Below are 24927 nucleotides of genomic sequence, written 5' to 3'. Positions count from 1 at the left end.
AATTAATCTTTTATGTAAATTCTTTTCACGCGGGGTGAAATAGAGGTTAATATTTCATAGGTAATGGTTTTACAGTATCCGGCAAAATCTTTCAGGGTAGGTTTTGCATTGAACACTGTAACAGTATCGCCTTCTTTTACATGAGGAATATGATCAATATTAATCATCATCATATCCATGCATATATTTCCTACAATAGGGGCAAGAGTCTTATTGATTCCTACGTGGCCAACCTGGTTTCCGATCAGCCTGGGTATTCCGTCTGCATATCCTACCGGAATGGTGGCTATTCTGGTAGTATGGTCTGTTCTGAATTTCCTGCTGTAGCCTACTGATTCTCCGTCTTCTACGGTGGAAATCTGAGAAATGACAGTTTTAAAACTTACCACAGAACGTAGCTGTTTCTGTATTTCACTATTTGGTGATTCTCCTAGCATTCCAATTCCAATCCGTACCATATCGTACTGATATTGTGTGTAATTTGTAATTCCTGATGAATTAAGGATGTGACGAATCGGCGTATATGCCAGGTTTTTTATCAGATAAGATGAGTTTTTTTCAAATGTTTCCAGTTGATGAAGGGTAAATTCTTTCTCAGCTGGTACATCAGATGACGAAAGATGACTGAAAATACTTTGTACTTTCAAGTTTTTATCTGCTAAAGTCTGTATGAGCTGATCTAATTCAAAATCCTTAAAACCAAGACGATGCATTCCGGTTTCCAGTTTAATATGGATGGGATATTTTTGATCAGTACCAGATTTTTGCAAGGCTTCATAAAATAATTCCAGGACCCTGAAACTGTAAATTTCCGGCTCGAGATTATAGGCAATCACCGTTTCATAGCTATGCTGCTCCGGATTCATGACAACTATAGGAACCGTAATTCCTTTTTTACGCAGTTCGACACCTTCATCGGCGAAAGCAACGCCTAGATAATCGATGTGATGATGCTGCAGAAATTCAGAAATCTCGTAGCTTCCGAGTCCATAGGCGTTTGCCTTTACCATGGCCATCATTTTTGTACCCGGTTTCAGTAAAGATTTATGAAAATTGATATTATGGAGGATAGCATTAAGATTGACTTCCAGAACAGTATCATGCTTTCGAAGTTCAAGAATATCTTTAAGTCTTTCGATTTCAAATTTTCGTGCTCCTTTTAATAAGATGATCTGATTTTCAATTTCTGTAAGATGCTTGCTTTCAATTAATTCCTGAGTGTTAATAAAAGTAAACGTTTTAGATTTAAATAATTCACTAAATTTTGATATTTCATCACCGATCAGGAAAACAAAATCAAATTTCTGTTCATTGACCAATTCTGAAACCTCCTCATACAACTCTTTTGAATTTGAATTAACCCCAACGATATCGGTTAATACCAGAGATTTTTTAGGCTTGTTGTATTCATTCAAAAACTGCAGTGCTGTTTTCAGTGAGTCCAGATCGAGATTAAAAGAATCATTGATAACGATATTGTTTTTGATGCCTTCAATGGCTTCAAGTCGCATTTCTACAGCCTTTAAAGCATTTATTTTTTCAACAATTCTATTATTTTCGATGCCAAGTTCCTTTAGGACAGTCAGAAGTGCCAAGGCATTCGTTAAAGTCGCTTCATCTCTCTGGTGGACAGGAAAAGAAATTTCTTCACCAAAGTACTGGACAATTACATTTTCATCTCTGGAATTAATATTTTTAAAATAGACATGGTTATCTTCTATGAAGCCGTATGAAATTAATTTTTTACCTGAATATAACGTCTTTATCTTTTTATCAACCAATCTGTTATCTCCATTATAAATGATGACTTCGGAATTTTTGAAAAGCTTGATTTTTTCATCAATCAAATTTTCCTCTGAAGCAAAATTAGCAAGGTGTGCTGTTCCGATATGCGTCAGTAAACCGATCTGGGGATGAAAAATATTTTCCAGTTTCTCCATCTCATCAGGTTTGGAAATTCCCACTTCGAAAATCCCCAATTGATGGGAAGGATTAATCTGAAGCAGAGATAATGGAAGACCGATCTGCGAATTGAAGCTTTTTGGGCTTTTTACGGTTGAAAATTCATTCCAAAGGCATTGATACAGCCATTCTTTTAAAATAGTTTTCCCATTACTTCCTGTGATTCCGATGGATTTTAAGTGGGAATTTTCAACGTGATACCTGGCCAGTTTCTGAAGAAATTCTACCGTATTTTCTGTGATGATCCAGGTGATATTTTCAAACTGAGGGTAATGGTGTTCGGAAATTATGATACTGATGCCTCTGTCAATCGCAGATTCGATAAATTTTTCTCCGGAATTTTTAGATGTATTGATGGCGATAAAAGCCGTATTTTTGGTAGAATAAATAATCCTGCTGTCAAAAGCAATGTTTCTGACCGTTAAACTTCCGTCCCCTACAACTTTTGCATGGGTGATTCTTACAATATCTTCTCCAGTATAATTCATTTATAAATCGTCTATGATAAATTTTTTGTCTTCATGCTGATAATTATTATACAAACGTAATATCTTCAGGAAGTCCGGTTCTAATTTGTAAATAAGCGTTGTCTGTTCGGTAATTAAAAGCTTATGATAGCCGGGAAATTTCTCCAGTTTCTGAAAGATTACCTTTCTGTCAAGGATCAATCCTATTTTATGATTAAGAATATCGATGAAATTCCGGTATTCCCTATAAGAAAATCTGTTCCCGATATAATTTTCTATCTGTTCCAGATCCTGTAGTGCAAATCTAGACCACCTTATTTCCATATTTTTTCACAAAGCGTTCTTCAGAAAGTTTCATTACTTCATCATGGGAATAGTAAATGCCTTTCTCAAAATCTTTTTCTGCCTCTTCAAGAGATTGCAGGAGCGACATTTCAGGCTCAATAATTTCCGCAATCCTCAGCAACTCTTCCGGCAGAAATTTCTTCTCCTTCATCTTCCGGAAAAAGGTAGGTTCGGAAATCCCGCTCTTTTCAATGATATACTTCATCTTAAAGGGTGAATTTTTCAGGATCTCATCAATCGAATTGCTGATCTTTATATAATTTTTAATCTCTAATATCATTTTCCGATAGTTTTTACTATTATATTTTAAGTAAAAATAATAATAATTTTGATATCAAATTATTTTTTATTTAAAACTTCCTCTACAAAAACGCTACGGCTTACCGCATCATAAGACTCTGTTTCTCCGAGTTCTACCAAATCTCTTCCCGATGAAGTCCTCATGGAATAATTGGCAAGATTTCCTGTTCTCCGGCAGATCGCATGTACTTTCGTTACATATTCGGCGGTAGCCATAAGGTTCGGCATCGGCCCGAAAGGTCGTCCCAAAAAGTCCATATCCAGTCCGGCAATTACCACACGGATTCCGCTGTTTGCCAGCTGATTGGCTACATCCACAATGCCTTCATCGAAAAATTGAGCTTCATCAATTCCCACCACATCACAGTTGGATGCCAGTAAAATAATCTCATTGGGATTTTCTACTGGCGTACTTCGGATTTTATTCTGATTGTGAGAAATAACATCTTCCTCAGAATATCGTGTATCGAGTTTAGGTTTAAAAATTTCCACATTCTGCCCCGCCATTTCTGCTCTTCTCAGCCTCCTGATCAACTCTTCGGTTTTGCCGGAAAACATTGAGCCACAAATAACTTCCATCCAACCACTTTGTTTGGAATGATTAATTGTATTTTCTAAAAACATTTGTTAAATTAGCCGTATATTTTTAACATCAAAAGTAAGCAATTTTTTAACAAGATTCTTATATGCAAAACATCCAAGATTTAAAGGAAAAGATTTTTTTTGAATCCAAGAATATCATCGCTATTCTGGATAAAATAAGCGATGTAGACGAGTTTGTGTCCAGGCAGGATCTTGTAGATGAGCTTGCCAACAGGATTTCGTTTTTACGCCTGCTTGAAAAAAATTTAGCGAATTTCGGGGATGAAAATTTTTCTTCCACCGACAGAAAACACGAAAATTTTTCCTCAATTCCCGTTCAGGACATGAATATTGAGATCGAGGAGGAAGAGGCCATCTTTAATAATCAGCTCAATAAGATCGGAAATAATGAGGAATATTCGGGCCAGGTTACGGAAGAAGAAGCGATTTTCAACAATCAGCTGAATGAAATTGTAGAAGGAGAACTTCACGAAGCCCTGGTTGATTTTGTTGAAGAAAATCCCGAATCTGAGATTTCCCCTGACCATGAGATTGATACTGCAGAAAGTATTGATGATATTTTCAATGAGCAGATGAAAGAAATGGATGAGCACGAAATTTCCGGTCAGGCCGACGACACATTGAATTTTGTAGATGAAGAAAGAATATTGGCCGATGCAGAACCGGATCATGAAGATGATCTCGACGAAGAAATGTTTAATGATGAAAATACCGAAGAAGAAGCCGTTTTCAATAACCAGCTGAACGAAATTGACGAATTTGAAAACGAAGTCTCTGATCACCAGGGTGAAACCAATGATTTTGAATCGGAAGAAAATATCAGGGATAATTTCGATGCCGGTAAAAAAGGCGAGGACAGCCAGGAAGTCAATGAGATTATTCCCAGTATTTTCGATACGGAGCCTATCGAAGAAGATCTCCTGATTGAAGAAAATGAGGAATATTTTACCGTTTCCGGTGCCATGATTGAACATGGAGAAATGGCTACGGATACCTCCGGTGTAGAAAATATTTTAACGGAAATAAAACATGAAGCCGCAGTAGGGGAACAACAGGAACGAACCGTTCTGGCAGAGATCAACGACCGAAGAAAGATCGTGGATATCGACAGGCCTGCTACGGCATCTGAAAAAGAAAAACCTGCGTCCGATGAAAGTTTCGAAAACCTTGAAGCCTATCAGCAGGAGAAAAAAATAAAACTGGCTCATATTAAAGGTTTAAAAGCAGTTCAGACCCTTTTTGATGATGATCATCTTGAAAGAAGTTTATTTGAAGAAAAAACAGTTCCTGCTGAGAAAAAAGAAGATTCAGGGAGTATTTTAAAAACAAATATTCCGACCGATTTTATGGAAGCCGAAAAGAAAAAGCCTGAATTTAAACTGGATCTTAATGACAGGATTGCTTTCTCAAAAACCCTCTTTGGCGGAAGCCAGTCTGAACTCAACGAAGTGGTCGCTAATCTCAACAGCTTTAATAACCTTGAAGACGCGAAAGAATACCTGAGTGACCTTTATTATTCTAAAAAGTGGAATAAAGTGGATGAATATGCCCAGAGACTCTGGATATTGGTAGAAAATAAATTTTTATAACGTAATTTTGAGCGGAATTCTATATTTTGTTCCCACACCCATCGGGAACCTGGAAGATATGACCTACAGAGCGGTCAGTGTACTGAAGGAGGTAGATTATATATTGTGTGAAGATACCAGGACTTCCGGAATCCTTCTGAAGCATTTTGAGATTTCAAAGCCTTTAAAATCGTATCATCTTCATAACGAGCATCAGGCTACGGAAAAAGTAATTACAGACCTTAAAAGCGGGCAGAATATTGCCATCATCACCGATGCCGGAACCCCCGGAATTTCAGATCCCGGGTATTTGCTTGCAAAAGCCGGCTCCGATCACCAAATTGAGATGATCTGTCTGCCGGGAGCAACGGCCTTTGTCCCGGCTTTGGTGGTTTCGGGGCTCCCAAATAATGAGTTTCTTTTCGCAGGATTCCTGCCACAGAAAAAAGGAAGACAAACCAGGCTGAAGCAGCTTGCCGAAGAGAAAAAAACAATCGTTCTTTACGAAAGCCCTCATAAAATAAACACCACGCTCGAGCAGATCCGGGAATTCTTCGGCGAAGAAACCAAAATAAGCCTGAGCCGCGAAATTTCAAAAAAATTCGAAGAAACAAAGCGCGGAACAATTATTGAACTCATTGAATTCTCAAAAAGCAAAACCCTAAAAGGTGAGATCGTTCTCATCGTAAATAATTCCATTTAATTGAAAAAATTAATTTTCGTGCTGTTTTCGTCGGTTTGCTTCGGACAGACGGATCAGTATAAACAGATACTTTTAACAAAAAAAATCGGCAAAGAAGTACGTTCCTACACCAAAGGCTACGGAATGATCAGCGACGCCAAAACCGGAAAATCGGGAATTGTAGATTCATTAGGCAACATCACCTTCGATTATCCCTTTAAAAGCGAGATTTCAAGAATATGGAAAGACCGTTTTATCCTGAGGGTAAAAGCAGGAAATTCCAACGGGAAAACCGCTCTCATCGATGAAAAAGGAAAAGAACTTATTCCATTGGATAATTTCAGATTCAGGACATGGGAAAATAAAGACCGGATGATCTATACGAAACAGGGTAAAGAATCGGTGTACGATTTCAACGGAAAGCAGATCATCCCTTTTTCAGATAAGATCGAATTTGGCAGCGAAAACAGGTTTTTCGTTAAAAAGAACGGAGCCTGGTTCATATATGATTTTGATGGAAAACAGGTGTCCGACAGGCAATTTTCCACCGATCTCCGTTTTTATAAAGGACGGACGTATATCGCAACCGGAGAAAAATCCGGGGAAGTTATTGACAACAATGGTAAAACGTTAACGGTAATTTCCACGCACAACGTAGATAATATCAACGCTTTTCCTTTTCTCGTCACCTTCGACAATACGACAAACAAATACGGAATCATCGACGAAAAAGAAAAACCGGTTGCAGATGAAATCTATGATCAGGCCTTCGTGGGACGCGAATATATTTACCTTACCAAAAACGATAAAGTAAGCATCTTCTCAAAGCGTGAAGGAAAGATCTATGATCTGGATTATCATTATGTAAACCCTGTTTTTAATGGTTTATTTAAAACCTCGCAGGACCAGAACAATCCCAAAGCAGCAGTAGTACGCCTCGACGGGGAGATTGTTTTTCCCAGAGAGTACGACAGGATAGAAGGGCTTACCATCGCAGGAGAAAAATACCTGTATCTTCGGAAGGACGACAACGAAGAGATTCTGGATAAAGACCTGAAGAATATAGTGGAAGAAGATTATGAAATCGAGAAAATATTCCCCAATACCCTTATTGTGAGCAAAGGCGATACCTACTACAGACTTTCTCCAAAAGACAGGCAGTATGTAGAATTGAAAGGCTTTAAAGAAATGAAACCCCTGGAAATGTACCCCATGCTGATCGGCAGGAATATCGACAATTTCTACGGGATACTGGATGAAGACGGAAAGGAAGTCGTCCCGTTTATCTATGATGATATCACCACATTTCCCGGAGTCAATGAATTTATCGTTAAAAAAGAAAATAAATTAGGCGTTACCAATCATAAAAATGAGCCGTTGGCAGAAGTTATTTTTGATAAATTCATTCAGGATAAAAAAGGAATAAAGCTCATCAGAGGAAAAGAAACACAGTATATTTATTTCACCGAGCAGAAAGACCGGAATTTTATCGACTGATAAAATGCATGACAAAAAACAGGTAGAAACTTATGCTAAAACTGTGATTTAAAATGCAATGAATAACATTTTGTAATATCTTTGCCCACCGTTTTATTTCTATAAAACTAAATAATGTATATTAGCCCGTTGTCAAAAAACGGTTAATAAGGTATCAAGAAAATAATTGTCATCATATGAAACTATTAGAAGGAAAAGTAGCGCTAATCACAGGAGCTACAAGAGGAATCGGAAAAGGAATTGCTGAAATGTACGCTCAGCAGGGAGCAAAAATTGCTTTCACTTACGCCGGATCTGTTGATAAAGCTAAGGAATTAGAAGCCACTTTAAGTTCTGTAACTCAAATTAAGGGGTACCAGTCGGATGCATCCGATTTTGATGCTGCCCAGACATTGGTAGATGAAGTCATGAAAGAATTCGGAAAAATCGATATTCTCATCAACAATGCGGGGATTACCAAAGACAACCTCCTTCTGAGAATGTCGAAAGAAGACTGGGACAGAGTCATCAATGTAAACCTGGATTCCGTATTCAACCTTACCAAAGCCGTGATCAAGCCGATGATGAAGGCGAAAGAAGGATCAATCATCAATATGACTTCCGTGGTAGGAATCAGCGGAAACGCAGGACAGGCCAATTATGCAGCTTCCAAAGCCGGAGTTATCGGTTTTACCAAGTCCGTAGCACTGGAATTAGGCTCAAGAAATATCCGTTGCAATGCCATCGCTCCGGGATTCATCCAGACCGAAATGACAGATGCTATTGAAGACAAGGCCAAAGAAAAATGGAACGAAGCCATCCCTATGAAAAGACTGGGGCAGACCCACGATATCGCCAATGCCTGCGTATTCTTAGGAAGTGAAATGGCATCCTACATCACAGGCCAGACCCTGAATGTTGATGGAGGGCTTTTAACTTAAATATTAAACCCATTCAATCATAACAAAAGCCGTCCCTGAAGACGGCTTTTGCTTTTTATCAATACTTACGGCAGCATTCAGGATTAATCTTTAAAAACCTGGTTTTCCTGTTCCTGAACCCTGATAAAGGTCGTCCTTTTAGAAAGTTCCTTCAGGGTAGAAGCCCCGACATACGTGCAGGTAGACCGTACGCCGCCAAGAATATCTTTTACCGTTTCCGAAACCGGACCTTTGTAGGCTACCTTTACCGTTTTTCCTTCCGAAGCCCTGTATTCTGCGACTCCACCCGAATGTTTTTCCATGGCGGTCTGTGAGCTCATTCCATAGAAAAGACGGTATTTCTTTCCGTTTTCCTCTACGATTTCGCCGCCGCTCTCGTCGTGTCCCGCAAACATTCCGCCCAGCATCACAAAATCGGCACCCCCTCCGAAAGCTTTCGCCACATCGCCCGGAACTTTACAGCCGCCATCGGCAATGATATGGCCTTTCAGTCCGTGTGCGGCATCGCCACATTCAATAATCGCTGAAAGCTGGGGATATCCTACACCGGTTTTCACGCGGGTGGTACAAACCGAACCCGGCCCGATACCTACTTTAATGATATCTGCACCCACGAGAAGAAGCTCTTCCACCATTTCCCCGGTTACCACATTCCCGGCAATAATGATTTTATCGGGAAAGTTCGTTCTGGCTTTCTTTACAAATTCCACAAAATGTTCCGAGTAGCCATTGGCCACATCGATGCAGAGAAACTCTATTTTCGGATGATTTTCAAGGATGGTTTTGATTTTCTCTTCATCCGGTTTCCCGGTCCCGGTGCTTAAGGCAATATACCGGTAAATGCTTTCCGGCTGCGAATCCAGGAACTGAGACCATTCTTCAGGCGTGTAATGTTTGTGAATGGCGGTGATGATCTTTTCTTTAGCCAATTCTACGGCCATCTCAAAAGTCCCTACCGTATCCATATTCGCGGCAATAACCGGTATGCCGCTCCATTTTTTCTGAGTGTGCCTGAAGGTAAATTCCCTTTCCAGATCAACTTCCGAACGGGATTTCAATGTAGAACGCTTCGGACGGAACATGACATCCTTAAACCCCAGCTTTATATCATTTTCTATTCTCATAATTTGGATATTATTGAATAAAAATAAGGAAAAAGATTCATTATAAATCTCAAAATTACCCCCTATTTTTACCATAAGTAGTTTATAACATAGCGTAGGATTTGCTCCATCGGAGCAATATCTGTGTAGATCAATATCAGCATCCCGTACCGGAACTCCGTAGGAGTTTTATCTTATCATAGCACACCTACGGCGTGCTTTCGATATTGTATTGTTTTTTTCTACACAGATATTGCTCCTCTGGAGCATAAAAATTATTTTGTCCATTTCCGGTAGCAAAAAAAGAAGCTGCCGAACTTTAAGACAGCTTCCTTTTACTTGCTGTTAATTTTCTGAAGAAGCGGTCCTTAGATTCTGGGCAGTCCTTTTTATAATCGCCACTGCTACATCCCACAGTTAGTTTTTTTTAATAATGATTTTATAGCACATTGCAGGATTTGCTCCATCGGAGCAATATCTGTGTAGATCCATATCAGCATTTTATGGCGGAACTCCGTAGGAGTTTTATCTTATCATAGCACACCTACGGCGTGCTTTCGATATTGTATTGTTTTCTGCTACACAGATATTGCTCCGCTGGAGCAAAAAAAATTACCTTGTCAATTTACGGTAGCAAAAAAAACTTTTAGAACAGGGGCAAAAAGACTCAACGCTGAACCTAAAAGACTCGAATTCCAGGCAAAAAAGGCTCGTTGATGAATCTCAAAGGCTGGAAAACCAGGCAAAAAGGGTGGACAACGAGGCAAAAGACTCAGCGTTGTGCCTAAAAGACTCAATTTCCAGTCAAAAAGGCTCGTCGATGAATCTCAAAGGCTGGAAAACCATACAAAAAGGGTGAACGACGAGGCAAAAGACTCAACGTTGAACCTAAAAGACTCAATTTCCAGTCAAAAAGGCTCGTTGATGAATCTCAAAGGCTGAAAAACCAGGCAAAAAGAGTGGACGACGAGGCAAAAAGACTCAGCTTTGAAGCTAAAAGACTCGATTTTCAGGTAAAAAGACTCGTTTAAAAAGCATTAAGAGACATTCAGTAGCCTATTTTAGGATCTAGCAGAGCATTCGGGAAGGAAAAGTATGCAAAACGCCTATAAATGTTTTTAAAAAGCAATACATTTGAATCCATGGATTTCCCAGTAACCTTTCATATTTTCGGTAAAGACATTTTACTGCATCCGATCACAGAGTCTCTGGGGATTTTTGTGGGGATGCGGTATTACACTTTTTTAAAAAGGAATGATCAGGAAAAATTCAGCAATGTAAATTCACTGCTGATTCTCATTGCGGCTACGCTGGGCGCTTTGATCGGATCTCATCTGATCGGATCTCTGGAAAGGCCTGATGACTTAATGAAAGCTCCTAACCTGTGGGCTTATCTGTGGCTGAATAACACGATTGTCGGGGGACTCGCAGGAGGTCTGATAGGCGTGGAAACCATGAAAAAGATCATCGGCAAAAAAGAGAGTACCGGCGACAGGATGGTTTATCCTTTAATTGTCGCGATGTTTATCGGCCGCATCGGCTGCTTTTTCACCGGCGTGTATGAAGAAACCTATGGCTTGCCTACCGACTCGGTTTTCGGAATGGAATTGGGAGACGGTATTCTGCGGCATCCGGTAGCCTTATACGAGATGGTATTTTTAGTGGCACTGTTTATATGGATACGGTATTTTCAGAGAAATTTCAGCTACCGGTCCGGATTTTTGTTCCAGATGTTTATGCTTTGTTATTTCTCGTTCAGATTCCTTCTGGATTTTATCAAGCCGAGATATCTTGTTGTTTTTGGTTTAAGTACCATACAGCTGGTGTGTGTTTTCATTATCATTTATTATATTTATCTAATCAAAAAGAACAGACATGAAATTATTGGAAGTAGGTAATTTAGGAGGGCAGCTCGCCGGATTCGGACTGTTTTTCCTCGGGGCAGGAATTGTGATCATCATGGTTTCCGTGGTCGTGATCCTCATTTTAGGAATCATGTCTGCTGCCAATACGGAAAAGAAGTATAATTTTAAAGCGCCTCTGATAGGGATACTTGTCGGGATATTAACTTTTATTGCAGGGGGTTGCATCTGCGGCTTTAGTTTATAAAAAGAGTATTTATGCCAGTAAGAAACTATACCTATTACGACTACACCATCAGTCTTTGCCCAGAATGCCTGAAAAGGGTAGGCGCCAAGATCATTATTGAAGACGAAGCTGTTTTCATGACGAAAAGATGTCCGGATCACGGGTTTTTCAAAACGAAGATCGCCTCTGATGTCCAGTACTACAAAAATATCAGGAACTATAATAAAGCTTCGGAAATGCCGGTTCACTTCGGGACCGATGTAGAATACGGATGTCCTTACGACTGCGGTCTGTGCGTCGATCATGAGCAGCACAGCTGCCTGTCGATCGTGGAGGTTACGGATCGCTGTAATCTGACTTGTCCGACCTGCTATGCGATGTCTTCGCCCCATTACGGAAGCCACAGAAGCCTGGAAGAAATAGAAGCGATGTTTGATACCATCGTTAAAAATGAAGGGGAGCCGGATGTGGTGCAGATCAGCGGGGGAGAGCCGACGATACATCCCGAGTTCTTTAAGATCATGGATATTGCCAAGTCGAAACCGATCAAGCATTTAATGTTAAATACCAATGGCGTCCGGATTGCCAATGATCCCGGTTTTGCAGAAAAGCTGGCGACCTACGCCCCGGAATTCGAGATCTATCTCCAGTTTGATTCTTTTAAACCGGAAGTCCTGGAAGATTTCAGAGGAAAAGACCTGACGGATATCCGGATGAAAGCTTTGGAGAAATTGAATGCTTTGAATCTTTCCACGACACTCGTGATAGTGCTTCAACAAGGGAAAAATATTGATGAGATCGGGAAGATCATTGATTTTGCTTTAAAGCAGAAATGTGTCCGCGGGATTACGTTCCAGCCGGTAGAGATTGCGGGGAGAAACCGTGATGACTCTGCGCATGAGAAAATAACGCTTACGGAAGTACGGCAGGAGATCCTGAACCAGTTTCCGCTGCTGAATTCGGATGATATCATTCCTGTGCCGTGTAATCCGGATGCTCTGGCAATGGGCTATATTCTGAAGCTGGAAGGGGAAACGATTCCTTTAACGCGATACATCAACCCGGCCGATCTCCTGAATAACGAGACGAGAAACACCATCGTATATGAGCAGGATACCGGCCTGCAGATGCAGCTTCTGGATATCTTCAGCACCGGAATCTCCGTAGATAAAGTAAAGCCGAAAGTAAATCAGTTACTGTGCTGTCTTCCTGAAGTTTCAGCCCCAAACCTGGATTATGATAATCTTTTCAGGATCATCATTATGAACTTTATGGATGCCCACGATTTTGATGTTCGTGCCGTAAAGAAATCCTGCGTGCACATTGTGAATAAAGATTTAAAACTGATTCCTTTCGAGACGATGAATCTTTTTTACCGGGATGATAAAAGTAAGTATCTGGAAGAATTGAGGAAGGAGGATAGGGTTTTGTTTTGATATTTGCTACAGAACACAGAGGCTGAAGTTCAAAAAAAATCTGCTAAATCGGCCAGATCTGCGAGAGAAAAAAGTGCTCACGCAGATTATGCTGATCATGCAGATCGAGATGCAAAAGAACCGGTTTAAACGGCAAGCGTAAAGAAGAGTCTCACAAATTTTTACAGATCTTTTAGCGGGTAAATTAATGATAAAAAATAAGGCGTAAAATTATTTTACGCCTCAATATTTTAATCAAATTTCATCACCTCATTCAGCGTATTCATGTACTCATAGGCCGTAAGATCAAATTTCACGGGAACAATCGAGATGTATCCGTTCGCTAAAGCCGTTTCGTCGGCATCTTCAGATTCGTCCATATTGTTGAAATAGCCGGTGAGCCAGTAATATTTTTTACCGTGGGGATTTATCCTCTCATCAAAGCTTTCTTCCCACTTGGCGTTGGCCTGTTTGCAGACTTTTACGCCTTTAATTTCTTCTTTCAGAAGTTTGGGAATGTTTACATTTAAAACAACCCCTTTCGGCATTGGGTTTTCCAGTGTTTTTTTAACGATATTCTGAATGTATTCCTTCGCCTGGGTAAAATCTGCTTCCCAGCTGAAATCCAATAAAGAAAAGCCGATGGCCGGAAGATTTTCCACCCCCGCTTCCACCGCTGCAGACATCGTCCCGGAATAAATGACGTTAATGGAAGAATTTGCGCCGTGATTGATTCCTGAAACTACGATATCCGGTCTTCTCGGAAGTATTTTATCCAGAGCCATCTTCACACAGTCAACAGGAGTTCCACTACATGAAAAATCTCTTTGAGGGCCATCCAGATGTACTTCTTCAAAACTTAAGGTAGAATTGATGGTAATGGCATGACCTTTACCGCTTTGCGGAGAGTTGGGTGCCACTACGATGACTTCTCCGATTTCGTTCATAAAACGTACAAGATTTCTGATTCCTGGTGCTGTGATTCCGTCGTCATTTGTAACCAGAATTAGTGGTTTTTCCATATTAAAATTTAATTTTAACAAAAATACTTAAATCTATCTGATATTTGTAAAGAAGGTATTAAATTTGATAATTTGTAACAGTAATTTAAAAATTACTACTTATTAAAATACTTTCTTAAAAATTAATAAAAATACAGTACAGATTTATGTGGAAAAATTTTAAGCTAAATAAATTTTTACTCCTCATTCCGTTAACAAGTCTAATGTTTTGTTTCAACTCGCCTAAAAATGAAGATGAAAAGATGCAGACGATAATGGTGAGTGTAAAAAATACACTTTCTTACCTTCATTACAGCCCGAAACCGATTAATGATGCTTATTCCAAAGATGTTTACAAGCTTTATTTTGATCTTGTGGATTCCGGAAAGCGATATTTTCTGCAGTCGGATATGGATGAATTTTCCAAGCATGAGACGAAGCTTGACGATTACATCAACCAGGGTGACCTGACCTTTTACAAACTTACGGTCGACAGGCTTTACCAGAGAACCGACGAGATTGATAAGATGGTTCAGGATATTTTAAGCAAACCGATAAACCTTGAAGAAGACGAAACTCTGACTCTTGAGCCAAAACTTAAGAAAGCGCCCGCCAATAAGCAGGAACAGTATAACGAATGGAAAAAATTCGTTAAGTACAATATTCTTCAGGAAATTGAATCGATGAACAGCAAGGAAGAAGCTCAGAAGGAAAAGAAAGATTCTGTTCAGCGATATAAACTGAAAGATACCATCAAGTATCAGCCGATACCTGCCGATGAAAAGCTTAAAAAGGCTACCAGCGAGGTAAAAGATCTTGTGAAAGATATGTTTACAAGATTCAAGAAAAGAAAGAAAATCGATCTGTTTACGGTATATATGAATGCCTACACCGAAGTCTTCGATCCGCATACCAACTATTATTCTCCAAAAGACAAGGAAGATTTTGATACCAACTTTACAGGAAAGGTAATTGGAATCGGAGCTATCATCCAGGAGAAAAAAGGAAATCTTTATTTGGGAGCTTTAACGATCGGAGCACCTGCATGGAAGTCTAAACAGCTTTCTGATGGTGACAAAATTCTTAAGGTAAAATCAAAACCGAATGAAGATGCTGTAAATGTCGTAGGAATGCTGTCGGATGAAGCCGTACGATTGATCCGCGGGGAAAAAGGAACTCCGGTAACGCTGACCGTTCAGAAAAAGGACGGTACGATTAAAGATGTTACCATGATCCGTGAAGAGGTTGCCATTGAAGATACTTTCGCCAGAAGTATTGTTGTAGGCTCAGCAAACGGTAAGAAATATGGTTTTATCAACCTGCCAAGCTTTAATGCAGACTTTGAAAACCCGAACGGCAGAAATGCTTCGGATGATATTAAAAATGAAATCATTAAGCTTAAAAAACAAAATATTGAAGGAATCGTTCTTGATCTTAGAAATAATGGCGGAGGTTCCCTTACGGAAGTAGGAGATATCATGGGACTTTTCATGCAGGCAGGTCCTTATGTTCAGGTAAAAGACGGAAACGGTAAAATTCAGACCTTAAAGAATAAAAATGAAACACCGATCTGGACCGGTCCTTTAGTAATCATGCAGAACGAAGCCTCTGCTTCAGCCTCTGAAATTCTTGCCGGTGTGATGCAGGACTATGGAAGAGCCATGATCATCGGGTCTCCGCAGTCTTTCGGAAAAGGAACCGTACAGACCTTTGTAGACCTTAACCGTTTTTTAAATACGGAAGATGATTTCGGATCATTGAAACTGACGATTCAGAAGTTTTACAGAATTACAGGCGAATCTACCCAGAGAAAAGGTATTGTTTCCGATATTCAGATGAAAGATCTTCTGACCTACGCTGAAGTAGGAGAGCGCTATGATGATTATGCCCTGGCTTGGGATAAAATCCCTGCGACCAACTTCCAAAAGGTTAATTACTTTAATATCCAGGCTTTGGAAAAAGCGAGTACCGAAAGACTGGCTAAAAACAGCAAATACCAATTGTTGCTGGAAGCAGCTCAGTGGAGAGAAAAACTGGATAAGGAAGAAACCATTACGCTTAACATCAATAAGTTTAATGAGCTTACAAAACAGAGAAAAGCGCAGATTGAGAAATTCAAGTCTCTGAATAAATTCGACAACGGACTTCAGTTTACGATGTATCCGAATGAAGTTGAGCGAGAGAAGAAAGACGAGGCTTTCAAAAAGAAATCTGAGATCTGGGTCAAAAACCTTAAAAAAGACCTTTACCTTCAGGAAGCCATGAATGTCATCGCTGATATGGCTGTGAAGTCTTAATTTAAAGCAAATTATAAAAAAAAAAACCGTTGTCTGTGGATTCAGGCAACGGTTTTTTTAATGAGAATACGTTGGATTTATTTAATTTCCACGCATCCAACTCTTCCTCCGGCATTCCCGGTAGGCTGTGTATGGAAATCGTCGGCGGCTGCGTGTACGATCAGTCCTTTTCCGATAATATTTTTAGATTCGTCGGTACATCCAAGACACCATTTATTGGTTTTGAAAGTCAACGTAGCATTTCCGCTCTGGTCTGCCACAAGATTGCCGATATCTCCCATGTGGAAGTGTTCTGCGCCCCATTTCCCATGGTCGTCTTTCGCAGGATTCCAGTGACCTCCGGTAGACGTTCCGTCAGCAGCGGAACAATCGCCTTTTTCGTGGATATGCACGGCATGAATTCCCGGGGTAAGATTCGTTACATCGAGTTTCATAATAACTTCGTCTCCTTTCTGGGTAAATTTTGCGGTTCCGCCTGTTTGGGTATTGCTTTTAGACATAACCTGGTAGGTTTTCGTTGTTCCGCATGAAACGGCGAATAAGGCACATCCGGCCAGTAATGATAATGTTTTAGCTTTCATTTTTAAATGATTTAAGTGATTATCTTATAAATTTAAAAAAGATTTGCCAAATAGCCGTACAATTTCAGGATGTTTTGGAAAATAGCAATAAATGACAAATTTATTTCGCCTGAACTGAATATATTTGGTTACAAATCTTGTTGCGTTTGGAAGAGTATAAAAAAAGAATTGTAAAAGCGATTCAATACATTGACAATAATCTTGATACGGAATTTTCTTTAGAAAAAGTTTCGCAGGTTGCGGCCTATTCACCTTTTCATTTTCACAGGATTTTCAGGCTGATCACGGGAGAAACCCTACAGAATTATATCGTCAGGAAAAGGATTGAAAAGAGTGCGTTTTACCTTGCCTTACGAAAAAATATAAGCCTGAAAGAAATTTATCTTCAATTTGGTTTTTCCAGCCATTCTGCATTTAACAAAACATTTAAAAAATATTACGGGAAATCGCCTTCAGAATTCAGAAATTCTGTTCCGGAGAACTTCCATATCATCCAGACTCGACAAAGCAAGGACGGACAAATAGATTCTGTTTTCAGCCAATATATTTGCAATATTGAAAACCTTTTAAATTGGACGAAAATGAATCTAAAAATTGAGATTAAAGAACTTCCTGCGATGCATCTTGCCGCAGTGATGAGCCTTGGCGTTGCCAAAGTAGAAACTTCTTACGGTATTTTGATGGATTGGGCAAAAGACAGAAAACTGTTTCCGGCAGAAAATGTAAAGATGATTTCCGTATATCACGACAGCTTTAAAGTAACACCTTCAGACAAAGTCAGAATTCATGCCTGTATGCTTTTGGATGAAAAACTGAAACGGCATGAAGGTGAAGTATTTCCTGAAACCATCGAGGCAGGAAGATTCATTGTAGGACATGGCGAAGTTACCCTGAATGATTTTGAGCAAAGTTGGGTTTCGCTCTTTTTATGGATGAAAGAAAATGATTGTACTTTTCGGAAGGCCTTTCCTTTTGAGATTTACCATACCAATTTTAAAGAACATCCTGAAGGTAAAATGATCGTGGACTTCTGTATTCCGGTTGAGTAGTAAACGACATGACTTTAAGAGTGTTTATGATTTGATGAAAGCAATTTTTTACCGTTCGGAATTCAAATTCTACGGTTCAGCAACAAAAATTTATTTCGGGTAAAAATTCAATATACTTTTGAAGCATAATTAAAAACAGCTATGAAAACAAGACTATCCTTTCTCATTTTGCTTTTGCTCTGGACCGTAAGTTTTGCGCAGGTAAAAATTTCCGGTAAAGTAACTTACAAAAATAAAGGAATAGCAGACGTGAATGTCACCTTAAAAGACACCTACGATGGTGCTACCACAGATGCGGGTGGAAACTTCGCCTTCGAAACTTCGGAAAAAGGAAATAAGATTTTACTGTTCACCCATCCCAAATATATCGATGTTGAAAAATCGATTACCATTGAAAATCAGGAAGTAATGATGGATGCTGAACTCAAAGAGCAGATCAGTGAAATTGATGCTGTCGTCGTATCGGCGGGTTCTATTGAAGCGAGCGACAAGAAGAGGGCAACGGCGCTTTTAACGCCCATCGATATTTATACCACGGCAGGTGCCAACGGGCAGATTTCTTCTGCTTTAACGTATCTTCCGGGTGTTCAGAAAGTGGGAGAGACCGAAGGCCTTTTCATCCGTGGCGGTACGGGAACTGAATCGAAAATTTTCATGGACGGCAGCTTAATCAACAATTATTTCTCCAATTCAGTGCCGGGAATTGCCGGGAGAGACCGTTTCAATACTTCACTGTTTAAAGGAAACATTTTTTCAAGTGGCGGATATTCTGCACTGTACGGACAGGCACTTTCAGGAGCGCTGATGCTGGAAAGTATTGATCTTCCTGATCAAAGTTCATATGATGTTGCGTTATCTCCTATTTTTTTAAATGGAGGATTTCAAAAGCTGAATGACAGCAAAAGTTCGTCTTTCGGGGCAAGTGTAGGATATTCCAACTTAAAACTGATGCAGGAGCTTTTTAATTTTAATACCAATTTTGAAGAAGCTCCCCAAAGCCTGAATGCAGATTTCAATTTCAGAATAAAAACAAAATCAGGCGGTTTTATCAAATATTACGGGATGTACGATTCCAACAGAATGGGCGTAAATACGCAAAGCCTCGAGCCGGAAAAATATGATGAATCCAGGGTTAACCTCAAAGGAAAAAGTACCTATCATAATCTGTCTTTCAAACAAAAATTCGGAAAATATCTGCTGAATGCCGGGACTTCTTATTCTTTCAACCGGTCCGACCTAGATTTTTCAACATTGAAAAGCGATGTTACGACAGGAAATACACGACTTTTAAATAATGGGAATTATATCAACTTCAAAACTGTTTTAGAAAGAAAAATAAACAGAATCAGTGCATTACGGGGCGGAGTTGAATTAAACAGTACCAACGAAAAACTGAACTTTAATGATTTCGTGGAAAAGAACTATAAAGACCTGATCTCGGCTGCTTTTCTGGAGACGGATCTGGGATTCAGCAATCAGCTTTCTGCCAAGATAGGAGTGCGGGCAGAGTATTCTTCTTATCTCAGTAAAGCCAATATGGCTCCGCGTATCGCATTGGCTTACCGTTTTGCAAAGGACTGGACTACCTCGTTCGCTTACGGAATTTTCTACCAGAATCCTGAAAGCAAATACATTAATGCTCCGGCAGACTTAGGCTTCCAGAAATCGCAGCATTATATTTTCCAGATCCAGAGAACGACTGAAGGCAGAAACCTCAGATTTGAGGCATTTTACAAAAAATATGATGATTTAATTAAAGTAAGGAATCTCAATTATATAGACGGGCAAAACCAGTACATCCAGACCGCAGATAACAACAGCGGCTTCGGATATGCAAAAGGGCTTGAACTGTTCTGGAGAGACAAAAAAACGTTCGAAAATATAGACTATTGGATCAGCTATTCTTACCTGGACTCCAAAAGGGATTTTATGAATTATCCTTACAGCCTGAAACCGAATTTTGCTTCCGAACATACAATTTCGGCTGTGGCCAAACGATTTGTACCAAAATGGAAAACAGGGTTTAATCTTTCCTACACGTATGCAAAAGGGCGTCCTTATTACGACATTGCCACCAAGATCATCGACGGAAAAGAGAATTATTATATACGAAACAGTGGAAGACTAAAAGATTACAATGCCCTGAACTTCAGTCTTAATTATCTTCCGAATCTTGGGAAAAAAGACACAAAAGCATTTACCGTTCTGGTATTGAGCGTAACGAATGTTTTAGGCTCAAAGAATATCTACGGATACAACTTTTCAATGGACGGAAGAAGTTCGGCTGTGCTTCCGCCGGTAAATACCTTCGTTTTTGTAGGTGCTTTCATCAGCTTCGGTGTTGATAAGACCCAAGATGCGATCAACAATAATTTATAATATTACTTTTAGAAACAATTAAAAAATTATATTTAACATTAAAAATTTAGATAAAATGAAAAAGTACCTCTTAACTTTTGCTTTAAGTGTAATGAGCTTAAACGCTTTTGCTCAGACTGATTATGAGAAAATAATGTCCGATAAAATCGGCAAACTGGAACAGACAAGATCTGCCGATGAACTTCAGGCTCTTGCTAATGATTTCGACAGAATCGGGAAGAAAGAAACGAAACAATGGCTGCCTTCTTACTATGCAGCCCTGGCGTATCTTCAGAAAGGGAGAACGCAGATGCAGGAAGGAAAAATGTCTGAACTTTCCATCAACGCCGGTGCCGCTGAGAAATATATAGACCAGGCAGAAGCTGTTGCCGGAAAAGATAATTCTGAAATTCATCTCCTCAAAAAAATGGCTTATTCCCTCAAAATGATGGAAAGCCCTGCCGAAAGATACATGACCGACGGGATGAAGGCCATGGAAGAGCTTAAAAAAGCAGAAACGCTCGATCCCACAAATCCAAGGGTTGCTCTTATTAAAGCAGAAGATACCTATTTCACTCCCGAACAATATGGAGGCAGCAAAACAAAAGGAATTGAACAGTTTAAAGAAGCACTGCAAAAATTCAATACATTCAAGCCGAAAACGGCCTTAGATCCGAATTGGGGGAAAGCCGAAGTCGAATATTTTCTGAGCGGGCAAGCTAAGTAATTGTTGATCACCTTATTTGAAAAGCCTTCTGCCACGCGAAGGTTTTTTTATTCCGTTCAGTCACAAAAAATAACGGTTCGGCAAAAAATTATTTTTAATACTTTTAATATAGACTATTTTTGAACCAAGAAAATGAAAAATGAAACGTAAGAACATTATTACTTTATGCTGGATTTCAGTGGCCACATCAATGGTCTTTTTCTTCGGGTTTACGGAGCAGAAAACGCTTGAAAATTTTATGCTTACCGTGGCGGTATGTTTCATGTATTCATTCATTCTGGCTGCGGGAAACTGGTTCATCAACGATTATCTCAATAAAAAGTTCCCATGGTCCGAAGCAACGACGAAAAGGGCAATCATCAGTATAATTTCCATTCTGGTAGCCAATACCGTGATGGTTTATTTCTGTAATTATATGAACTTTGTGGTATTCCAGAGGGCGGCGACTACCGAAGAATATTTTTCCGGAAAGTATGGCTTTGTCAACTGGTTTACGATTAATATTGCGCTGTTGATCTCGGCCTTCCTTCACGCAAAAGGTTTCATGGAAGAGCTTAAAAAGACTTCCAAAAAAGAAGTGGTCGAGCAGAAACTCATTGCAAAATCGGCCAATGCACAATTTGAAAGCCTGAAAAATCAGCTGGATCCGCATTTTTTGTTCAATTCCTTAAATGTTTTAAGCTCATTAATTGATGAAAACCCGAAACAGGCTCAGACGTTTACTGCTTCAATGTCAAAGATTTACAGGTATGTTTTAGAGCAAAAAGACAAAGAGCTTGTCACTGTGGAAGACGAACTCGAATTTGCAAAAACCTACTGCGAACTGCTGAAAACCAGGTTTGAAGACAGCGTCGATTTTGTTTTTGATGTTAAAAAGGAATATTACCGGCGATTTGTGGTTCCGTTATCGCTTCAGCTGTTATTGGAAAACTGCATCAAGCATAATTTTGCAACGTCATCAAAGCCTCTCGTCATCAAAATTTTTTCAGAAAATGACACGCTCTGTATCGAAAACAACCTTCAGGTGAGAGAGCAGATTAAAGAAAGTTCCGGGATCGGGCTTTCCAATATTGTACAGAGATATGCCCTGCTCACCAAACGGAATGTTTTTATTGAGAAATCTGAAGATTATTTTAAAGTGAAGCTTCCGATTTTACAGGCTAAGCCACAGGAAAACAATATTAAATTGGAGGATAAAGATAAGGCGTATGAAAGGGCTCAGAAAAGGATGAAAGAACTGAAAAGCTTTTATGGAAACCTTATTTCATACTGTATTGTCATTCCGTTTCTGATCATTGTTAATCTTATTACATCTCCTGATCGCCTCTGGTTTTACTGGCCGATGTTGGGGTGGGGAATAGGAATTGCCGCTCACGGAACGAATGTTTTTGCCATCGGCAGAACCTGGGAAGAGAAAAAGATCAGGGAAATTCTTGAAAAAAATCATAAATCTTAAATTACAGTACTATGAAACATATCAGTGAGGACGATATCAGATACAAAGAAGCCGAGAAACGTGTGAGAAGAATTAAAAATTTCTACATTTTTACTTTTATATATGTTTTCGTCAATATTTTTATTCTGGTAATCAATTACAGGGAACTAAGGCCCGGGCAGACCATCTGGCAGCTCAAATATTTTGCACTTCCTATCTTCTGGGGAATAGGACTCGTAGGCTACGCAATCAGTATTTTTGTACCCGGAGCCATTCTCGGAAGCAACTGGGAAGAAAGGAAAATCAAACAACTTATGGAAAAAGAAAAAACCACCAACATTAAATCAAAAAAATGAAAACTTTACAGATCCTGTTTACGGTCTCAATGATTGCCTGGTTTTTAAGTGAATTTCTATACAAGAATATTTTAAAATCCGGAAATAAGGACCAGAAAGGAAAAGATCAATCTACGCTGAACATCCTTTGGATAGCAATTCCTTTATCTATTGCTTTGTCTGTGACGATATCTTATGTTACGGCATTTCCAATTTCTGATGAGGTGTGGATCTATTATGCCGGAACCATCGTTATTTGGACCGGAATTATTTTAAGATTTTTAATTATCAGGTCTTTGGGTAAATATTTTACGGTGGATGTCACCATACGCGAGAATCATAAAATCAAAAAAGAAGGCTTTTATAAGTACATTCGTCATCCATCTTATGCATTTTCGCTGCTGACTTCGCTGGGCCTCGGATTGTATCTGAATAACTGGCTTTCACTGCTCTTGGCCTTCATGATTCCTTTTATGGCTTTCAGCTACCGCATTATGGTTGAAGAAAGGGCCTTGATCGGTCAATTCGGTCAGGAATACCTTGAATACCGGAAGAAAACCAAAAAGCTTATTCCGTTTATTTATTAGCCTTTCAGCTACAAAATCTTTTATCATTTAACCTGAATAAAAATCCCGGCTACACTAAAGCCGGGATTTTTACAATTCAGTGTGCATATTCTACGGTTCGGTCATATAAAATTGATTTGAGCATGTTTTGCTGCTTACATTTGTATCAACAAAAACAAACAATTAATCTTTAAAAATAAAATTATGGAAACTTACATCAGCAAAGAAAGTCTGGCTTACGAAAAAGCAACAAGAAGAGTAAAAGAACTGAAAGGGTTTTACGGAAACCTTACCTCGTATGTTTTGGTCATATCTTTTCTGGCAGTACTCAACGTTTTAACATCACCCGGATACCTGTGGTTTTTCTGGCCAATGATCGGATGGGGACTTGGGATCGCAGCCCACGCCGTGACGACTTTCGGCATCGGAAAAGACTGGGAGGAAAGAAAAATCAAAGAACTGATAGAGGAAGACAGAAGAAATACAAAATCACTTTAATAATCATCTTTAAAAATTAATACAATGGACTACAATCTGGCACAGCAAAGAGTAAACGATTTAAAAAAATTCTACAAAAGCGCTTTATGGTTTGGAATTATCGCCTTCATCCTGTTCTTTGATGATATTTTTGAAAAAGGGATTTTCAATTTTTCACTTTGGGACGGCTCGCTGATTCTCTTGATTTGGGGAGGTATTTTGGCAGGAAGGGCAGTCAAATTATTCATTTTCGACGCTGAATGGGAAAAAAGAATCATAGAAAAAGAGATGAAAAATACGAAAGAACCGATTCGATTTTAGCAACCGGTAAGTTTTGATTACTTTTAAAGGCAAAAACTAAATCAAAAGCTCAGCATGATAAAAACGGTCATTATTGAAGACGAAAAACCGGCTTCGCGAAAATTGGAAAGAATGCTTAGTCAGTTTCCTGAAATAGAAGTTGTTACGAAGATAGAATCTGTGGAAGAAGGTGTGTCCTGGTTTTCTGAAAATGATCATCCCCAGCTTATTTTTTCGGACATAGTTCTGGGCGACGGTTTATCATTTGATATTTTTGAAAAAATTCCGACGAAAGGTTTTATCATTTATACGACGGCTTTTGACCAGTATACCCTGAAAGCATTCAAACTGAACAGCATCGATTATCTTCTGAAACCGATTCTGGATGAAGATCTGGCAGCAGCCATTGAAAAATTCAAATCTTTTATTCCTTCTGAAAGTTCTGTTAATTCTCACGAAATTAAACAGTTAATCAAAAAAGATAAAACTACGCTTTCCCGTATTTTGGTGAAAATAGGCTACAATCTCAAAATTGTACAGACCGATGAGGTAAGCTGTTTTTTCAGTGAAAATAAGATTGTCTATCTCCAGACCCAGGAACGCACTTTTCCTTCAGATTTTACCCTGGATGAGCTTGAGGATGTTCTGGACGACAGGAAGTTTTTCAGGGCAAACAGGCAGTTTATCATCAATTCAGATTACATTAAAAATATCCATACCTCGCCCAATTACAAGGTAGAGCTAGAATTTCAGCCTAAAGAGGAAATTACCGTCAGCCGCGAGCGGGTGAAAGATTTTAAGGAGTGGCTGGTAAGCTAGTCGGAGAAATAGTGATAAATGTCAAAAATTTA

24 protein-coding genes are annotated in these 24927 nt (G+C 39.3%); 17 read left to right on the top strand and 7 right to left on the bottom strand.

Annotated elements, in window-relative coordinates; all coding sequences use genetic code 11:
- Positions 1-2 precede the first annotated feature (2 nt).
- Genes AC0N32_RS01675 through AC0N32_RS01660 form a run of 4 tightly spaced genes read right to left on the bottom strand, consistent with a single transcriptional unit; the run spans position 3 to position 3698 of the window.
- The gene (locus AC0N32_RS01675) at positions 3-2450 is read right to left on the bottom strand and encodes a bifunctional UDP-N-acetylmuramoyl-tripeptide:D-alanyl-D-alanine ligase/alanine racemase (protein ID WP_476392148.1); all 2448 of its coding nucleotides are present in this window, start codon (positions 2448-2450) and stop codon (positions 3-5) included.
- The gene (locus AC0N32_RS01670; protein ID WP_476392147.1) at positions 2451-2753 is read right to left on the bottom strand and encodes a type II toxin-antitoxin system RelE/ParE family toxin; all 303 of its coding nucleotides are present in this window, start codon (positions 2751-2753) and stop codon (positions 2451-2453) included.
- Positions 2734-3054: a hypothetical protein gene (locus AC0N32_RS01665; protein WP_476392146.1), complete on the bottom strand. Its 321-nt coding sequence runs from the start codon at positions 3052-3054 to the stop codon at positions 2734-2736. The genes AC0N32_RS01670 and AC0N32_RS01665 overlap by 20 nt, the downstream gene beginning before the upstream one ends.
- A gap of 59 nt (positions 3055-3113) precedes the next feature.
- Positions 3114-3698, bottom strand: coding sequence for a thymidine kinase (locus AC0N32_RS01660; RefSeq protein WP_476392145.1), 585 nt, complete (start codon positions 3696-3698; stop codon positions 3114-3116).
- Between the two features lie 62 nt (positions 3699-3760).
- On the opposite strand from AC0N32_RS01660, the gene AC0N32_RS01655 reads away from it, so the two are divergent.
- The 4 genes from AC0N32_RS01655 (at position 3761) to fabG (ending at position 8344) form a co-directional block, all read left to right on the top strand.
- Entirely contained in the window at positions 3761-5266 is a 1506-nt protein-coding gene (locus tag AC0N32_RS01655) for a hypothetical protein (protein WP_476392144.1), read from the top strand.
- Between the two features lie 7 nt (positions 5267-5273).
- The gene (rsmI, locus tag AC0N32_RS01650; RefSeq protein ID WP_476392143.1) at positions 5274-5948 is read left to right on the top strand and encodes a 16S rRNA (cytidine(1402)-2'-O)-methyltransferase; all 675 of its coding nucleotides are present in this window, start codon (positions 5274-5276) and stop codon (positions 5946-5948) included.
- Positions 5949-7424, top strand: coding sequence for a WG repeat-containing protein (locus tag AC0N32_RS01645; protein WP_476392142.1), 1476 nt, complete (start codon positions 5949-5951; stop codon positions 7422-7424). It begins immediately after the preceding gene.
- 176 nt (positions 7425-7600) lie between these two features.
- Complete coding sequence (gene fabG, locus AC0N32_RS01640; RefSeq protein WP_476392141.1) at positions 7601-8344, top strand: 3-oxoacyl-[acyl-carrier-protein] reductase; 744 nt, start codon at positions 7601-7603, stop codon at positions 8342-8344.
- Positions 8345-8427: 83 nt separating this feature from the next.
- Here the strand turns inward: fabG and AC0N32_RS01635 are convergent, their stop codons facing one another.
- Positions 8428-9468 carry a GMP reductase gene (locus tag AC0N32_RS01635; protein ID WP_476392140.1) on the bottom strand — a complete coding sequence of 347 codons (1041 nt, stop codon included), beginning with the start codon at positions 9466-9468 and terminating at the stop codon, positions 8428-8430.
- Between the two features lie 1121 nt (positions 9469-10589).
- Here AC0N32_RS01635 and AC0N32_RS01630 point away from each other — a divergent pair.
- The 3 genes from AC0N32_RS01630 to AC0N32_RS01620 are packed head-to-tail and all read left to right on the top strand — an operon-like array spanning position 10590 to position 12971.
- A complete protein-coding gene (locus AC0N32_RS01630) occupies positions 10590-11345 on the top strand; it encodes a prolipoprotein diacylglyceryl transferase (RefSeq protein WP_476392139.1) in 756 nt (251 codons plus the stop codon).
- Entirely contained in the window at positions 11323-11556 is a 234-nt protein-coding gene (locus tag AC0N32_RS01625; RefSeq protein ID WP_476392138.1) for a hypothetical protein, read from the top strand. The genes AC0N32_RS01630 and AC0N32_RS01625 overlap by 23 nt, the downstream gene beginning before the upstream one ends.
- An 11-nt stretch (positions 11557-11567) precedes the next feature.
- Positions 11568-12971, top strand: coding sequence for a radical SAM protein (locus AC0N32_RS01620; RefSeq protein WP_476392137.1), 1404 nt, complete (start codon positions 11568-11570; stop codon positions 12969-12971).
- Positions 12972-13201: 230 nt separating this feature from the next.
- Here AC0N32_RS01620 and surE read toward each other — a convergent pair whose 3' ends face one another.
- Complete coding sequence (surE, locus tag AC0N32_RS01615) at positions 13202-13972, bottom strand: 5'/3'-nucleotidase SurE (protein WP_476392136.1); 771 nt, start codon at positions 13970-13972, stop codon at positions 13202-13204.
- Between the two features lie 146 nt (positions 13973-14118).
- On the opposite strand from surE, the gene AC0N32_RS01610 reads away from it, so the two are divergent.
- Entirely contained in the window at positions 14119-16248 is a 2130-nt protein-coding gene (locus tag AC0N32_RS01610; RefSeq protein WP_476392135.1) for a carboxy terminal-processing peptidase, read from the top strand.
- Positions 16249-16325: 77 nt separating this feature from the next.
- Here AC0N32_RS01610 and AC0N32_RS01605 read toward each other — a convergent pair whose 3' ends face one another.
- On the bottom strand, positions 16326-16829 hold the full coding sequence (locus tag AC0N32_RS01605; protein WP_476392134.1) for a superoxide dismutase family protein: 504 nt from the start codon (positions 16827-16829) through the stop codon (positions 16326-16328).
- A 146-nt stretch (positions 16830-16975) separates the two neighbouring features.
- Here AC0N32_RS01605 and AC0N32_RS01600 point away from each other — a divergent pair, with 146 nt between their 5' ends.
- From AC0N32_RS01600 to AC0N32_RS01560, 9 genes are all read left to right on the top strand, one after another.
- A complete protein-coding gene (locus AC0N32_RS01600; RefSeq protein WP_476392133.1) occupies positions 16976-17878 on the top strand; it encodes an AraC family transcriptional regulator in 903 nt (300 codons plus the stop codon).
- A 141-nt stretch (positions 17879-18019) separates the two neighbouring features.
- Positions 18020-20257: a TonB-dependent receptor gene (locus AC0N32_RS01595; protein ID WP_476392132.1), complete on the top strand. Its 2238-nt coding sequence runs from the start codon at positions 18020-18022 to the stop codon at positions 20255-20257.
- 55 nt (positions 20258-20312) lie between these two features.
- A complete protein-coding gene (locus AC0N32_RS01590) occupies positions 20313-20963 on the top strand; it encodes a hypothetical protein (RefSeq protein WP_476392131.1) in 651 nt (216 codons plus the stop codon).
- A gap of 139 nt (positions 20964-21102) precedes the next feature.
- The gene (locus AC0N32_RS01585; RefSeq protein WP_476392130.1) at positions 21103-22419 is read left to right on the top strand and encodes a 2TM domain-containing protein; all 1317 of its coding nucleotides are present in this window, start codon (positions 21103-21105) and stop codon (positions 22417-22419) included.
- A gap of 11 nt (positions 22420-22430) precedes the next feature.
- On the top strand, positions 22431-22754 hold the full coding sequence (locus AC0N32_RS01580) for a 2TM domain-containing protein (protein ID WP_476392129.1): 324 nt from the start codon (positions 22431-22433) through the stop codon (positions 22752-22754).
- The gene (locus AC0N32_RS01575; protein ID WP_476392128.1) at positions 22751-23320 is read left to right on the top strand and encodes a methyltransferase family protein; all 570 of its coding nucleotides are present in this window, start codon (positions 22751-22753) and stop codon (positions 23318-23320) included. Before AC0N32_RS01580 ends, AC0N32_RS01575 begins: the two co-directional genes overlap by 4 nt.
- A 183-nt stretch (positions 23321-23503) precedes the next feature.
- On the top strand, positions 23504-23797 hold the full coding sequence (locus AC0N32_RS01570; RefSeq protein ID WP_476392127.1) for a 2TM domain-containing protein: 294 nt from the start codon (positions 23504-23506) through the stop codon (positions 23795-23797).
- A 24-nt stretch (positions 23798-23821) separates the two neighbouring features.
- Positions 23822-24097 (top strand): 2TM domain-containing protein, encoded by a 276-nt coding sequence (locus AC0N32_RS01565; protein ID WP_476392126.1) that lies wholly within the window; start codon positions 23822-23824, stop codon positions 24095-24097.
- 54 nt (positions 24098-24151) lie between these two features.
- On the top strand, positions 24152-24895 hold the full coding sequence (locus AC0N32_RS01560) for a LytR/AlgR family response regulator transcription factor (protein ID WP_476392125.1): 744 nt from the start codon (positions 24152-24154) through the stop codon (positions 24893-24895).
- Positions 24896-24927 lie beyond the last annotated feature (32 nt).

It is taken from the genome of Chryseobacterium endophyticum (assembly GCF_056333165.1).
Note: the sequence above shows the minus strand (reverse complement) of the source record. Positions and strands in the feature narration are given on the sequence as shown.

What these genes read in the sequence shown, in the direction of transcription:
- AC0N32_RS01635 (WP_476392140.1), bottom strand. Translation starts at nt 9,468, where the DNA reads ATGAGAATAGAAAATGATATAAAGCTGGGGTTTAAGGATGTCATGTTC.
- AC0N32_RS01565 (WP_476392126.1), top strand. Translation starts at nt 23,822, where the DNA reads ATGGACTACAATCTGGCACAGCAAAGAGTAAACGATTTAAAAAAATTC.
- AC0N32_RS01605 (WP_476392134.1), bottom strand. Translation starts at nt 16,829, where the DNA reads ATGAAAGCTAAAACATTATCATTACTGGCCGGATGTGCCTTATTCGCC.
- AC0N32_RS01665 (WP_476392146.1), bottom strand. Translation starts at nt 3,054, where the DNA reads ATGATATTAGAGATTAAAAATTATATAAAGATCAGCAATTCGATTGAT.
- AC0N32_RS01660 (WP_476392145.1), bottom strand. Translation starts at nt 3,698, where the DNA reads ATGTTTTTAGAAAATACAATTAATCATTCCAAACAAAGTGGTTGGATG.
- fabG (WP_476392141.1), top strand. Translation starts at nt 7,601, where the DNA reads ATGAAACTATTAGAAGGAAAAGTAGCGCTAATCACAGGAGCTACAAGA.
- AC0N32_RS01585 (WP_476392130.1), top strand. Translation starts at nt 21,103, where the DNA reads ATGAAACGTAAGAACATTATTACTTTATGCTGGATTTCAGTGGCCACA.
- AC0N32_RS01630 (WP_476392139.1), top strand. Translation starts at nt 10,590, where the DNA reads ATGGATTTCCCAGTAACCTTTCATATTTTCGGTAAAGACATTTTACTG.
- surE (WP_476392136.1), bottom strand. Translation starts at nt 13,972, where the DNA reads ATGGAAAAACCACTAATTCTGGTTACAAATGACGACGGAATCACAGCA.
- AC0N32_RS01595 (WP_476392132.1), top strand. Translation starts at nt 18,020, where the DNA reads ATGAAAACAAGACTATCCTTTCTCATTTTGCTTTTGCTCTGGACCGTA.
- AC0N32_RS01610 (WP_476392135.1), top strand. Translation starts at nt 14,119, where the DNA reads ATGTGGAAAAATTTTAAGCTAAATAAATTTTTACTCCTCATTCCGTTA.
- AC0N32_RS01580 (WP_476392129.1), top strand. Translation starts at nt 22,431, where the DNA reads ATGAAACATATCAGTGAGGACGATATCAGATACAAAGAAGCCGAGAAA.
- AC0N32_RS01560 (WP_476392125.1), top strand. Translation starts at nt 24,152, where the DNA reads ATGATAAAAACGGTCATTATTGAAGACGAAAAACCGGCTTCGCGAAAA.
- AC0N32_RS01655 (WP_476392144.1), top strand. Translation starts at nt 3,761, where the DNA reads ATGCAAAACATCCAAGATTTAAAGGAAAAGATTTTTTTTGAATCCAAG.
- AC0N32_RS01625 (WP_476392138.1), top strand. Translation starts at nt 11,323, where the DNA reads ATGAAATTATTGGAAGTAGGTAATTTAGGAGGGCAGCTCGCCGGATTC.
- AC0N32_RS01675 (WP_476392148.1), bottom strand. Translation starts at nt 2,450, where the DNA reads ATGAATTATACTGGAGAAGATATTGTAAGAATCACCCATGCAAAAGTT.
- AC0N32_RS01670 (WP_476392147.1), bottom strand. Translation starts at nt 2,753, where the DNA reads ATGGAAATAAGGTGGTCTAGATTTGCACTACAGGATCTGGAACAGATA.
- AC0N32_RS01570 (WP_476392127.1), top strand. Translation starts at nt 23,504, where the DNA reads ATGGAAACTTACATCAGCAAAGAAAGTCTGGCTTACGAAAAAGCAACA.
- AC0N32_RS01620 (WP_476392137.1), top strand. Translation starts at nt 11,568, where the DNA reads ATGCCAGTAAGAAACTATACCTATTACGACTACACCATCAGTCTTTGC.
- AC0N32_RS01590 (WP_476392131.1), top strand. Translation starts at nt 20,313, where the DNA reads ATGAAAAAGTACCTCTTAACTTTTGCTTTAAGTGTAATGAGCTTAAAC.
- AC0N32_RS01575 (WP_476392128.1), top strand. Translation starts at nt 22,751, where the DNA reads ATGAAAACTTTACAGATCCTGTTTACGGTCTCAATGATTGCCTGGTTT.